This window comes from Thalassoglobus sp. JC818 (genome assembly GCF_040717535.1).
Taxonomy (GTDB): Bacteria; Planctomycetota; Planctomycetia; order Planctomycetales; family Planctomycetaceae; genus Thalassoglobus.
The window spans coordinates 1-13,096 of sequence record NZ_JBFEFI010000003.1; the positions used below are offsets into that span (position 1 = coordinate 1).

Sequence of the window (13,096 nt, forward strand, 5' to 3'; positions counted from 1 at the left end):
GACCGCTTCTAGATCAACTGTAGCGTTATAAATGAGGGACTCAGGGGTCGAGAACAGGTACCGCATATTGTAAGTGTTTAGTCCAATTCCAGCGTTGAGACCGAATGAAGGATAGAATCGTGCCCGTGCAACTTTCACATCGAGTCCGGCGGCAGCGACCTCTCGTTCAGCCTGGCGGATATCCGCGCGGTTCCGCAGCAATTCCGATGGAAGCCCGGCATCGAGTGCGTACAAGTTCAGGTCAACGAATTCTACAGAAGGTCGATCAATCGGCTGTGGATAGCGTCCGAGAAGGAAGTTGATTCGGTTTTCAACTTCAATGATCTCTTGTTGAATGATGAGGCGTTCACTTTGATTCTTGCGCACTTCCGCCTGGAAACGTTGGACGGCCAATTCAGTTCCGCGTCCGGCTTCCTTTTTGGACTCCGCGATCTCGAGACTTTTCTCTTGAATCTCGATTGTCTTTTCGAGTGTCACCAGTCGACTGTCGAGAGAGAGCAGTTCGTAATAGTTCTCTGCCACTTCTGCGACGAGACGCGTCACGATATAGCAACGTCCCTCTGCGGAACCGAGGTAACGCATGGCTGCGGCGTCTTCAGCATTCCGCAGCTTGTGCCAGACATCCAATTCCCAGGAGATATTCGCAGCAGCCAGGAAGTCAGGCAGCGGTTCGGGGAATCGTCTTCCAGGAGCGATTTCTAGTTGTTCTTCCACAGCACCGGCTCGAGAGTAGCGACTCGGATTCTCCAACCCAGCTCCACCGCCGAGAGTGACGAATGGCAGGTATTCCCCGCTTCGGGCTTCGACTTCATTGTTCGCAATTTGAATTTCTTCTGCGAGGATGCGAAGTTCCTGGTTACCTGCAAGTGCCTGATGAATCAAAGTCAGCAGGTGATGGTCGTCAAAGAACACGCTTGTCGGAATGTATGCTGAGTTTTCGAAGACCAACACTTCAGGCTCGTCGTCTTCCACAGGAGGTGGAATGAACGCATGGAGTGCTTCTTCACCGATCTCACTCTCTTCTACTAAAGCTTCAGTAGGAGTTGGAGCGTAGTTCGTCAGTTGAATGATCTCATTCGCCGTCTCTTCGCTTGTTGTCGTACTTTCTGCCTCGATTTCGTCGTTTGAGTTTTCATGAGCCAGTTCTTGTTTGCGTGAGAGAACTCCGCTTGTCCAACTGTAGAACTGCGGCATCTGTGGCCCCGGAAGAGCACCGCGATGATTTGGAATACCGCACCCTGAAGTAACGACCAACGATCCGCAAACAATGGCGCTGAAGACCTTCGACTTTGTGGCCTGGATACGTGATCCGATTTCGTAAAGGTTGCTCATGACCGTCCCTGATGAATTTTTGTCATCTTGACACACCCACTGGCACACTCTGTTTGTGAGGTCACCCTCGGGCGTCAGTACTCAGCATCGCATGCAGCGGCTGGTAGTGTGTGTATCGTCCAGCGGGACAGTGAGCGTTTTAAGCATCATTTGAGTTGAACGGCCTGTGCAAACATTTGCAGAAACAGGGTTCGGAATCGATGGAATGTGAGGGCTGTAGCGATTGCGGGAAGAGTGAGGAGCTATCGTCTTACGGTAACGCGGTTTCGAGACTGTTTGTCTGCGCAATGAGAGCACACGTTTCATCGCATAAAATTACTTGCGAGAAGCGACAATGTACGACGGTCAATGGCTCGAACTGGTGTGGAGAGTCTCGCCCTGTTCCGGAATTTCACTCAGTGGCTGGTCGTGTTCATCGCGAATGAGCGAGCGACCGTCAGCGAGTTGTGCGAAGAGGTAGTAGAGCCCCGGGATAATGAAGACCCCAACGAGCGTTCCTAACAGCATCCCGCCGATAGCTGTTGTGCCGATCGTACGGTTTCCGATGGCACCAGGTCCCGTGGCTCGAATGAGTGGAATCAGGCCGACGATGAAGGCGAAAGAGGTCATCAAAATCGGTCGGAAGCGGAGTCGTCCCCCTTCAATTCCAGCATCCTTAATGGAGTGCCCCTGTTGACGACGTTGGACAGCGAATTCAATGATCAGGATCGCGTTCTTTCCGAGTAGACCGACCAGCATGACTAACGCGATTTGGCAATAAACGTCGTTGGCCAATCCCATCGCTTTTAAGAACAAGAACGAGCCAAAGATTCCGATCGGGAGCGAAGTGATCATGGCAAGTGGGATGATGAAACTTTCATACTGTCCGACCAGAACCATGTAGACGAACACGACCACAATCAGGAAAATGAAGATCGCCGTGTTTCCTGCTTTCGCCTCGTCGTACGCCAGACCCTGCCAGTCAATATCGTAGCCATTCGGAAGAGTTTGAGCAGCGACTTCTTTGACTGCATCGATCGCTTCGCCACTACTATATCCCTTCGCAGGTGCTCCTTGAATCGGAGCGGTTAAATACAAGTTGTACCGACTGATCTCGTTCAGTCCCTGCTTCTTCTCGAGTTTCATGAACGAGGAGTAAGGGACCATCTCTCCACGATCGTTCTTGACGAACATGTTGTCGAGGTCTTCGGGGTAGCGTCGAAACTCTGGAGCGGCTTGGACATAGACTTTGTAGAACTGTCCGAAGCGGACGAAACCCTGCTCCCAGGTACTTCCGATGGTAATGGACAGATTGTCCATCGCATCTTTGATTGAAACTCCCTTTTGCATGGCGACGTCATTATCGATCAACACTTCATACTGCGGGTAGTTGTTCGCGAAAAACGTAAACAGCCCTTTAAGTTCCTTTCGCTTGCCGAGTTCCTCCATGAAATTATCAACGATAGCGCCGAAAGCCTCGTAGTCTCCGCTGTTGGTTTTGTCGAGCAGATTGACGGAAAAGCCTCCAGCTGCCCCAAAGCCAGGGACTGCAGGTGGCTCGAAGAATTCCAACTTGACATTTGCGATTTCGGTTCCACGTTCTTCAAGTTTTTCAATCAGTTGTTTGGAAGTCGCCTGACGCTCTGCCCAAGGCTTGAGATTGATAAGACACGTGCCAGCGTTGGAGCCTCGACCTTCAGTGAGAACCTCGTATCCAGCAACAGAAGAGACGGAGGCAACTTCGTCCAGCTCTTTGCAAATGGCCTGAAGCTCGTGGCACTTCGCGTTTGTATATTCCAGCGTTGACCCAGGTGGTGTCTGGACCACTCCATAGATCATTCCCTGATCTTCCTGCGGAATGAACGCGGACGGAAGGACTTGATTCACCACGAGGATGCCGTAACCAAAGACACCGACGACGATCATTGTGAGCAGTCGACGCATGATGATCTTGCTCACGATCCAGGAGTAAACGCCTGTGATCCTTTCTACAAACTGGTCGAACACATGCAAAAACATCCCCAGCGGTCCACGAACCTTTCGACTTCCGGAACTTCCCGAAAATGCAGCCCGAAACGTTAATGCTGCGAACAACGAGGTAATCCCGACGATGACCCGCTCTCGGAATTCGGTAAGGTGGACTTGTTCAGAGATGACTTCATGTACGATTTCGACATGCAATAAATAGTAGACACCAACTCCGACAGCTCCTCCAAGCAAGATACAGAGCAGACCTCGCAATAGAAATGAGTACTTGCCGAGCATTCGATTCATGACACGGTTGAGGAACGCGATCACTCCCCGGGATTGCGGTCCAGCGCCATGTGGTTTCAGAATCATCGCGCACAGCACAGGGGTGAGTGTCAGTGCCACCACGCCCGAAATGACGATCGAAATAGCCATAGTGAGTGCGAACTGTCGGTAGAACACTCCAACAGGCCCTGTCATGAAGGTCACGGGAATGAACACTGCGACCATCACGAGTGTGATGGCAATAATCGCACCGCTGATTTCCTGAACAACTTCCTGTGTGGCTTTGTACGGGCTCAGATGTTTTGCATGCATCTTCTCATGAACTGCTTCAACCACCACGATTGCATCGTCGACCACCACGCCGATCGCCAATACCAGCGCGAACAGAGTGATCAAGTTGACGGACATGCCCAGCATCAGCATAAAGAAAAACGTTCCAATCAACGAGACCGGGACAGCAAGCGTTGGAATCAACGTGCTGCGTACATCTCCCAGGAATAGCAACACCACCAGCGAAACGAGAATGAATGCTTCGAAGAGTGTATGCAGCACCTTCTCGATGGAGGCATCCAGGAATTTGGACACGTCGTAAGTGACTGCGTAGTCCATTCCAGGCGGGAACGTCTTCTCCTTGATTTCCTCCACTTTCTCCTTGATTTTTTCAATCACCTCAGCGGCATTTGATCCAGGTGTTTGCTTCAGAACAATGGCAGCTGCCGGCAAACCATCAATGTCAGAATACAAGTCATAGAATGACGATCCCAAAGAGACATTCGCCACATCTCCGAGTCTTAAGATTTCTCCTTCGGAGTTCGCCTTGAGAATGATTTGCTCGTATTGCTCCGGAGTGTAGTAGCGGCCGATCCAGGTTAGGACATACTCAAGTGTTTGAGAGGTCTGTCCGGTCGCCTGCCCAAGCCGCCCCGGTGTTCCGATCATGCTTTGTTCAGCGAGCGCTTCCATCACATCTTCAGAACTCACTTTGTAAGCACGCATGCGATCCAGATCGAGCTCAACACGCATGGCGTAGGCCCGGTTCCCCAGGATTGAAGCTTGGCCCACTCCGGGGATGCGTTTGATCTCGTTCAGGACATTGACCGTCGCGTAGTTGTACAGAAAATTCTGGTCGACATCGGGATCTGTGCTAAAAATGTTTAGGTACATCAGCATGCTCGTCATGTTTTGCATGACGATAATTCCTTCACGTTCCACAATCGGGGGCAAGTTGTTTTTAACGGACTGCACCCGGTTGTTCACGTTCATGACTGCCACGTTGGGGTCCGTGCCAGGTTCGAAGATGACCTGAATGGAACCTTCACCCGCGCTCGTTGCGTCGCCAATCATGTATCGCATGTTGGGAACGCCGTTGATTGCCTGCTCGAGAATCACCATCGTGGACTCGATCAGAATTTTTGCACTGGCTCCCGGATACGAAACCGAGACTCGTACACTCGGTGGGGCCACGGAAGGAAACTGTGACACCGGAAGAACGTTGATCGCTAATCCTCCCATGAAGAGAATCAGCAAGGAGATGACAATCGCGAGTGCGGGGCGGTGAAGAAATTTAGCAAACATAGATGTCTAACAAGTGACGTCAATGAAGAATGAGTGTCAGGTGTCCGCCGATGCGTTGCTCAAAGAATGAAGACCGAGACCATTCACTCGTGTAAGCTACGATTGCAACGAAGAAGATTGGCTGCTTGATCGCTAGTTTGATCAATGGATGGAATCGAATCGTTTGCTCTTGTTGAAGTCGAGCAAGCGTGCGATGGGACGACATTACTCGGCGTGGTATTTTAGATCTGCCAGGACCTTTGCGGGGTCTTCGAATTCGTACTCGACTTTATCGCCATCTCGCACTTGGCGAATCCCCTCGAGGATGATCTTGTCATTTACGCCGAGGCCTTCTTTGACGAGAAAAATGTCATCCTTTTCGTTCTGAATGACAATCTCTCGCTGGTGAACTATGTTGTCATCACCAACGACGTACGCATACTTCTTGGCGAGAATCTCAAACGTGGCACGTTGAGGAATGACGACGGCATTCTCCGCTACTCGATTGATCAAGATCGTTCCGGTCTGTCCATGCCGCAATAGGCCATCCGGATTGGTGAAATCCGCACGGAAAGCGATATTCCCCGTTTCGTTATTGAAGTCTGCTTCGATGGCACCAATTGTCCCAGCATGTTCGAAGATCTCATGGTTGGCCAGTTTCAGCTGGACATCAAGATTTTGCTGTTCAGGGTCGTTCTGGATGGCTTTCTGGTATTCCAGATAGCGAACTTCCGGGACATTGAAATAGACCCACATCACATGGTTGTCAGACAACGTTGTCAGCATGGCTCCCTCTTCGATGAGGCTTCCTTGCTGTTCATGCAACCGGTCAATAATTCCATCGAATGGAGCTTTGATATCAGCAAAGTTGAGCTCGGCTTTAGCCAGATCGACCTTGGCTTGTGCCTTGTCCAGCTTGGCTTTGGCAAGCTTCAGTTCTTGGACTGACACAATTTCCTGATCGACCAGCTTCTTGGTATTGTCGTACTCCACCTGAGCGAGTTCAGCTTCTGCGACATCAGCAGCAAGTCGGGCTTCATAAAGTGTCGGCAGGATGTGGAACATGTGATCCCCCTCCTTAACTTCTTGCCCTTCGTTGACTTTGATTTCTTTCAGATAGCCACCTTCCAGTGCACAGACTTCGATGTGGCGACGCGAATGGATTTGGCCGACATACTGACGTGTCAGTGTGACGTCCTGCTGAATTGGGCTCGTCACAACAATTTTGTGAATGGCATGATGTTCACCCTCTGCGTGCGCAGCTTCGGTATGCTCTTCCGCGACATGACTTTCAGAGTGTTCACTTGAGTTGTGCTCTTCCTCTGCATGTTCGTCTGATCCTTGAAGCCCCAACATCGAACCTAACTGTTGAGTGACGGACTGCTGAACGTTGCTGGTTGCTGAAAGGGCAAGTGAGGCAATGGCGACTGTGGCCAGAAGGATAAGACGCATCGTGATCTTTACTGACATAATGGAAGGGATTGAAGGGAAGGAGGATCAAATTCCGGCGCAACAGGAGACTGCGCGGTCATCGCAGGCTGCAATGTTCTTGGCGAGCGAACATGGATTCACCATGTGTGATGTCAATTAGCACGAAGCATGCCAAGACGCCATTCGTGTAATCGCAAATTGACTGACTTCAGCGTCTCAAGCTTGCGAAATAGATTTCAACGAATGCGAATTCCTCGAGTGAACCGCGACAGTCTGCAAGTTCTTTCACGATGTCTGCAAATTCTCGCAGATCACCACACAGCCGCAACAGAACGCTCCCAACAGAATTTGATCGCGATATCGGCTCCCAGCAGAATCCACTTTCTCTTCCGACTGTGCCTCATGCTTGAGTAGTTTGTGGGAAGCGTCGCAGGGTTGTAGTCAGGGCATCAGTATCGGAATTTCAAGATCTCAGACTGATTGTGTTGCTCACACAGTTATGAGATTAGAGATCTTCCTGTAATCAATTTTAAAACTTGGTTCGGGAGTCTTGGTTTCAGCGGATGATTGGACAGACTCCGTGACGCCTTCACGAGTGGAGGTGAAAACGATTCGTAAGAAGATGGGAATAGATTGGAATTAGAAGTTGTTGATTTCCCTTCCCGTTCAATATTCCGCTCCACAAGCGTCAGTGAAACATGGAGTTATAGTCGGTGGAGAAAGCGACTAATCTGTAAGAAGTGTCACTACTACAGACTGTGGCACGCCAACGCTGAGCTTCTACAACCGCTGCAGTTCACCGGATCGTGCTTTAGTTTCGTCTGACTCTGGCCATCTGGACCTCATGGATGTCGCATAGAAGGTCTGCACTGCCGAGGATGATCCAGATGCCGCAGAGATTTAAAAATGAGGCGGCAATTGAGCAGAGTAGAGCAAGTGCTTGAAGTGGTTCGAGTCGCTGCTCGATCGGTCGTTGCTCGTTGGTGAAGACTACCCAGCAGACAAACAGGATCCAGGCGGCTGTCGATGATACGCTGATGAATTTGAATGCACTGATACTGAATCGAGTTGATTGGCGTCGTCGTCTCGCCTGTTCAAGCATGGTCGCTGCTCTCTACATTGTCTAAATCGTGTTAGTGGTGAACTCGTTCCGTCATGAAGCTGACTGAACGCTCTTAACGACACAATCGAATGCCGCCCGGTCGGCATGGATGAGAAGCCCGCCCCTTCTGGTTTAGAGTAGCCGAATACGTGTACGGATGACAAGTAATACTCGGCCATAAAATTCTTGAAGACGTAGTGCCTGAATCGGAGAAAGGCCCGATAAGTTTCCCCCAATTGCGGTAACGTTCTCGTCATTGTTTGTCATTCGGCTGGGACGGGGCATGACCATTCTTCCAACTCGCATCCGCGGATCTGCATTCGAACTGATCTACTTGTTGCTGGGCGCGATTGATTTCATGGCGACAATGTGGACGTATCGGGGGCTTAATTGCTTGATCGTCAGTCGAGGAGCGAGAGAGGCTTCAGCGGTTTGCCTCGGAACTCGTTCGCATGTCAGGCAAGTTCGAGAAAGTAAGTTTCAAATGCCACTTCAGAATCGTGTGACGCCGGAAAGTGTGATTGAGGCTGTTTCGTCTCGTGGAATGTTTATGGGTAACCGTGGATGTCTTCACGGCAGTGAGCGAAATCTACTCAGGCAATTCTGTTCGGAGAAGCGATGGATCATTTGTGAAACAGAGTTTCGAGGTCGGCGACGGCCATTGATGGAGCCCGGCAAATATACGGAACTCTTCTTTCTCGATGAGGCGACCGCATTGGCGGCTGGGCATCGGCCTTGCGGTGAGTGTCGACGTGACCGATTCCGAGACTTCAAGATTGCCTGGACGCGTGGAAATTCGGAGCTGGGACTCAATGGCAAATGCGGGATCACTGAAGTAGATAAGCATCTCCACTTTGATCGTTTGACGAATGAGAGAACAAAGCGAACACATCAATGCAGACTCGGTGAATTGCCGGACGGAGTGTTTGTGCGATACTCAGCCAACGAGTCGCCGCATCTTTGGTTCGGTCACAAGCTGTTTCCGTGGTCTCATGAGGGATATCGAGCTCCGATCAGATGCGGTGCGAGTGAGTCCGTTGTCGTCTTGACTCCTGCGTCGACGGTGAATGCGATGAGGGAAGGGTATTCACCGGTTGTTTCTCCATGTGTCGCTTCGTTCTTGAGTGACGAATAGCATCGGGATCTTCTTGAGGTGAGTTGGCTCGGAAAGTCTTGTTTCTGCTTTGTCGTGATTTGAGTAGGATTCGTTGGATGTTGACCAAGAAGTACGCCGATGATAATATGGCAATATGACCATGAATGAAAAGGAACGAGCACGATACGAAGCCCGGGCGAAGATCGCGAAGGCGATGTCTCATCCGAGTCGGTTGCTGATGCTCGATCTACTACAGAAAAAAGATATGTGCGTGGGGGATTTGACGAACGAAGTCGGATCGGATCAGTCGACGGTCTCCAAGCATCTGGCGGTGCTGAAAGATGTCGGGCTGGTGACGGTTCGCAAAGAAGGTTCGTTGAGTTACTACCAGCTGAAATGCGGCTGCCTGGACGGGTTCTTCTCGTGCCTGGAAACAATGCTGATGACAGATCTGTCGTCGCGGCAAGAAGCGATTCAATAAAAATTTTTACCACCAAATATGGCAATGTGACCATGAAGCCATTTGTTGCTGAGAAGCCTGTTGTGCTGTTTCTGTGTACCGGAAATTCTGCCCGCAGCCAGATGGCGGAGGCGTTTCTTCGAAAACATGGCGAGGCACATTTCGATGCATGCAGTGCTGGCCTATCTCCAAAAGGCATCCACCCATTCACCACTCAAGTCATGAACGAAGTGGGAATCAGCCTCGACAGTCATCGATCGAAATCGTTGAACGAGTATCTGGGGAAGGTCTCCGCGAGTCATGTGATTTTTGTTTGCGAGCAGGCGGAACAATCGTGTCCCCGGATTTGGCCATTCGCGCTCAACACGCAGTGCATGCCATTTCGTGATCCGGCAGCTGTTGAAGGGACGGAAGCCGAACAGTTGGACGCGTTTCGTTCTGTTCGAGATGACATCGAACAGCAGGTTCTCGCATGGTTGAAGAACGAAATTGGTGAGTGAGTCCATCAACAGTCGTCACTCTCGATGGCTGCAAAGTGAAGAATCAAAATCGAAATCCCAACAGGAGAAGTGTGGTGCAGCGTGTACTTATTTTGTGCACAGGTAACTCGTGTCGATCTCAAATGGCGGAAGCACTGTGGGAATCACTCGGGGCTGGGAAGTGGGAATCTCATTCCGCTGGGTCAAAGCCGTCGGGGTATGTGCATCCACTTGCAGTTCAAGTAATGAGCGAGTTGGGAATCGATATTTCGTCTTATGAAAGCAAGTCTGTCGGGCAGATCGAGGATCAAGATTTTGATCTTGTCGTAACTGTCTGCGACAACGCCCGGGAATCGTGTCCGGTTCTTCCCGGAGCCAAGTCCGTATTGCATTGGCCGTTTGAAGATCCTGCCGATGCAACCGGAACCGATGTCCAGAAGTTGGAAGTCTTTCGTCGTATTCGCGATGAAATCAAACAGAAAATTTCTGGATACCTTAACTCTGTTTCACAAGGAGTCTGAACATGTCTCTTCAATCCGCCGTCCAATTTCCTGGCAACTTCCGATTGCACGTCGCTCTCAACGTGACGGATATCGAAAAGTCGAAGGCGTTCTATCAGGTTCTTCTCGGTTGTGCGCCCAGTAAGGAGCGAGCGCGCTACGCGAAGTTTGAGCCGACAGATCCTTCAGTCAATTTAACATTGAACGAAGTTGAGGAAGCCTTTCAGGTTGAAGGAGGATCTGCGCACTTTGGAGTTCAGGTGAAATCTGTGGTGGATGTTCATGCTGCTCTTGAGCGATTTCAGAACACAGGAATCGAGACCATTACTGAAGAAGCGACGACCTGTTGCTACGCAGTGCAAGACAAGGTGTGGGCTGTCGATCCCGACGGTCACAAATGGGAAGTCTTTTGCGTTCTGGAAGCAGACGCGAAAGACGAACTCTACGCACAAGCCGGATGCTGTGGTCCGGACATGGTTTCTTTCGGAAGCTGTGAAGCGTAAGTCACTCCGAAATGTGCCGTGCCAAACGTCTCGACATCGAATTGATGTGATGCCTGAAGACGACGCACTGGCATGATCTCAATCGAACGTTGATGCTTCTCTGGCGCACTGCATCTGATGGGAGTGTTGAAACCAATTATTGAGTCCATGGTTTCAATCTCGAATCGTATCCATCGGAATACGTGTGTCAGCGAAGCTCAACTTCTTTAGAGTCGGGCGTCGGTTGTATTGCTTGAGTTGAACGATCAGAATTCGTGCATGAAATATCTGAACATGCAACGAACGATTCGAGTTGTCAGTAGTGTGGCAACGATCTTCATGTTGATTGCGGGCAATGTCCTGGCGGAACCTCCAGCTGCGGAAGTTCTCTCGATCCGAACGATCAGTCGACAGCCTGAGTTCTATCATGGCTGGCCGACGTTGACTCGTCAAAAATCCGGTCGATTGCTGCTTGTCTGGTCCGGACGTCGAGAGGCCCATGTCTGTCCGTTCGGAACGGTAGAGTGGATGACCTCCGACGATGACGGAAAGAGCTGGACCTGGCCTCGAACACTCCTCGATTCTGCGATTGATGATCGTGATTCAGGTGTTCTGGAGACTGCATCAGGCGCTATTCTGGTGACAACATTCTCTTCGCTGGCTTATGAACCGAGTCTTCAGAAGGCAATTCGAGAGAACTCGTGGGATGCGACTCGTCTCGACCGCTGGAAGTCGGAAGGCTTGATGGTGAGCGAGGCAGACCGGCAGCGAGAATTGGGGACGTGGATGTTGCGGTCAGAGGATCAGGGGCTGAATTGGTCTGCGAAGTACGATTGTCTCGTAAACAGCCCGCATGGTCCCATTCAGCTTTCAGATGGAAGGATTCTGTATGCTGGGAAGCAGTTGTGGGAAGAAAATCGTCGAGTCGGCGTAGCTGTCTCCGGTGATGATGGAGTGAGTTGGGATTGGCTGGCGGAGATTCCCGCTCGAGAAGGGGATGACCCGAACCAGTATCACGAGCTCCATGCGGTTGAAGCTGCGAATGGAACGATTGTCGTTCATATTCGAAACCACAATTCGAAGAACCATCATGAGACACTTCAGAGCGTTTCATCCGATGGCGGCCAGACATGGTCCGTCCCGGAATCGATCGGCGTGTGGGGCCTTCCGAGTCATCTGACCAAGTTGAGCGACGGACGATTGTTGATGACCTATGGGTATCGTCGTCGTCCTTACGGGAATCAGGCACGAATCAGCGAAGACAATGGGCAGTCTTGGTCGGAGCCGATCACAATCAGTGGTGACGGTGCTTCAGGCGACTTGGGATATCCATCGACAGTTCAGCTTGACGATAGCTCTCTTTTGACCGTCTGGTACGAGAAGCCCGCTGAGACATCGAATGCCGTCCTGCGGATGGCTCACTGGAAACTCAAGTGAGTCTCCAACTTCGCAACGGTTTATTGCTTCGCCATCCAGTCCTCAACGTGTTCGTTGTCATCGACAAAGCCGACTGAGTTGAGGAATTTGTCGGTCGCGATCAGAGTGGTCACGAACGGTTTGTTTTCGTGTTTGCCGAAGTTGAAGAAGCCGTGGGCGTAGTCGTCGTACAGGATGAGTTCACATCGATTGCCGGTGGCGAGCATCTCTTTTTCGAAGTACTTCGCTCCATCGAGGAGGAAGTCTTCCGTTCCAAAGAACATGATCGTTGGCGGAAGATCGGATCGGACGTTATGAGCCGGAGAAAGGTTTTCGGACTTCGTTCCCATGCGCTCATCAAGTGTTCCGTCGCGTGAAATCCGGTCGTTCGAAAGGGGTTGATTTCCTTCGAACGGGGCCAGGGTCACGGCAGGGTTATACAGGACGAGGGCATTCGGGAGGCAGCTTGTTTCGTTCGGTTCGCCCGGTTCATCGAATTGGGAGATTGTCGCCGTGCAGGCAGCGAGGTGACCACCCGCTGATCCACCTCCGGCGGCGAGGCGATTCGGATCGATCTTCAATTCGTCGGCATGATTTCGAATCCATCGCATTGCAGACTTGGCGTCCTGGACCGATTCTTTCGCTTTTGTCCCGTGCCTTGAGGAGACGCGGTAATCGGCCGTCATCGCGACCATTCCGCGTTCCGCGAGGTAGCGACAGTGTTGCTCGAATTGTCTTGGCGATCCGGCTTTCCAACCTCCGCCAAAGAAAAACACGATCGCCGGACGCGGCTCTTCCGAGCGCGTTGACGGCTGGAAGATATGGATCTTCAGCTCTTCGTCGCCGACGGTTTTGTACACGCGTGCTTCAGAGCCGTCGAACTGCAGTTTGTTGTTCTCGTTCTCAGCGTATGCGCTAAGACTGGCGAAACTACAAGCTGCGACACAAAACAGACTGGTGACTCGAAATTGCAATAGCATTAACTGATCTCCACTCTTCAAAGACGGGTGAA

At 51.1% G+C, this 13,096-nt stretch carries 10 protein-coding genes; 6 read left to right on the plus strand and 4 right to left on the minus strand.

From position 1 onward, the window contains the following. The 3 genes from AB1L42_RS07980 to AB1L42_RS07990 all read right to left on the minus strand — a co-directional run. The coding region (locus AB1L42_RS07980; RefSeq protein WP_367053179.1) for a TolC family protein at positions 1 to 1,332 on the minus strand (1,332 nt) is incomplete at its 3' end. 345 nt (positions 1,333 to 1,677) lie between these two features. Next, entirely contained in the window at positions 1,678 to 5,139 is a 3,462-nt protein-coding gene (locus AB1L42_RS07985; RefSeq protein WP_367053180.1) for an efflux RND transporter permease subunit, read from the minus strand. A 204-nt stretch (positions 5,140 to 5,343) separates the two neighbouring features. Then, positions 5,344 to 6,588 carry an efflux RND transporter periplasmic adaptor subunit gene (locus AB1L42_RS07990; protein WP_367053181.1) on the minus strand — a complete coding sequence of 415 codons (1,245 nt, stop codon included), beginning with the start codon at positions 6,586 to 6,588 and terminating at the stop codon, positions 5,344 to 5,346. Positions 6,589 to 7,934: 1,346 nt separating this feature from the next. On the opposite strand from AB1L42_RS07990, the gene AB1L42_RS07995 reads away from it, so the two are divergent. The 6 genes from AB1L42_RS07995 (at position 7,935) to AB1L42_RS08020 (ending at position 12,105) form a co-directional block, all read left to right on the plus strand. Further along, complete coding sequence (locus AB1L42_RS07995) at positions 7,935 to 8,786, plus strand: hypothetical protein (RefSeq protein ID WP_367053182.1); 852 nt, start codon at positions 7,935 to 7,937, stop codon at positions 8,784 to 8,786. Between the two features lie 121 nt (positions 8,787 to 8,907). Further along, positions 8,908 to 9,228: a metalloregulator ArsR/SmtB family transcription factor gene (locus tag AB1L42_RS08000; protein WP_367053183.1), complete on the plus strand. Its 321-nt coding sequence runs from the start codon at positions 8,908 to 8,910 to the stop codon at positions 9,226 to 9,228. Positions 9,229 to 9,260: 32 nt separating this feature from the next. Continuing rightward, on the plus strand, positions 9,261 to 9,707 hold the full coding sequence (locus AB1L42_RS08005) for an arsenate reductase ArsC (RefSeq protein WP_367053184.1): 447 nt from the start codon (positions 9,261 to 9,263) through the stop codon (positions 9,705 to 9,707). Between the two features lie 74 nt (positions 9,708 to 9,781). Beyond that, positions 9,782 to 10,207 carry an arsenate reductase ArsC gene (locus AB1L42_RS08010; RefSeq protein ID WP_367053185.1) on the plus strand — a complete coding sequence of 142 codons (426 nt, stop codon included), beginning with the start codon at positions 9,782 to 9,784 and terminating at the stop codon, positions 10,205 to 10,207. Between the two features lie 2 nt (positions 10,208 to 10,209). Then, positions 10,210 to 10,689: an ArsI/CadI family heavy metal resistance metalloenzyme gene (locus tag AB1L42_RS08015; RefSeq protein ID WP_367053186.1), complete on the plus strand. Its 480-nt coding sequence runs from the start codon at positions 10,210 to 10,212 to the stop codon at positions 10,687 to 10,689. Between the two features lie 273 nt (positions 10,690 to 10,962). Next, positions 10,963 to 12,105 carry a sialidase family protein gene (locus tag AB1L42_RS08020; protein ID WP_367053187.1) on the plus strand — a complete coding sequence of 381 codons (1,143 nt, stop codon included), beginning with the start codon at positions 10,963 to 10,965 and terminating at the stop codon, positions 12,103 to 12,105. Between the two features lie 20 nt (positions 12,106 to 12,125). Here the strand turns inward: AB1L42_RS08020 and AB1L42_RS08025 are convergent, their stop codons facing one another. Then, positions 12,126 to 13,064 (minus strand): alpha/beta hydrolase, encoded by a 939-nt coding sequence (locus tag AB1L42_RS08025; protein WP_367053188.1) that lies wholly within the window; start codon positions 13,062 to 13,064, stop codon positions 12,126 to 12,128. Between the last annotated feature and the right edge of the window lie 32 nt (positions 13,065 to 13,096).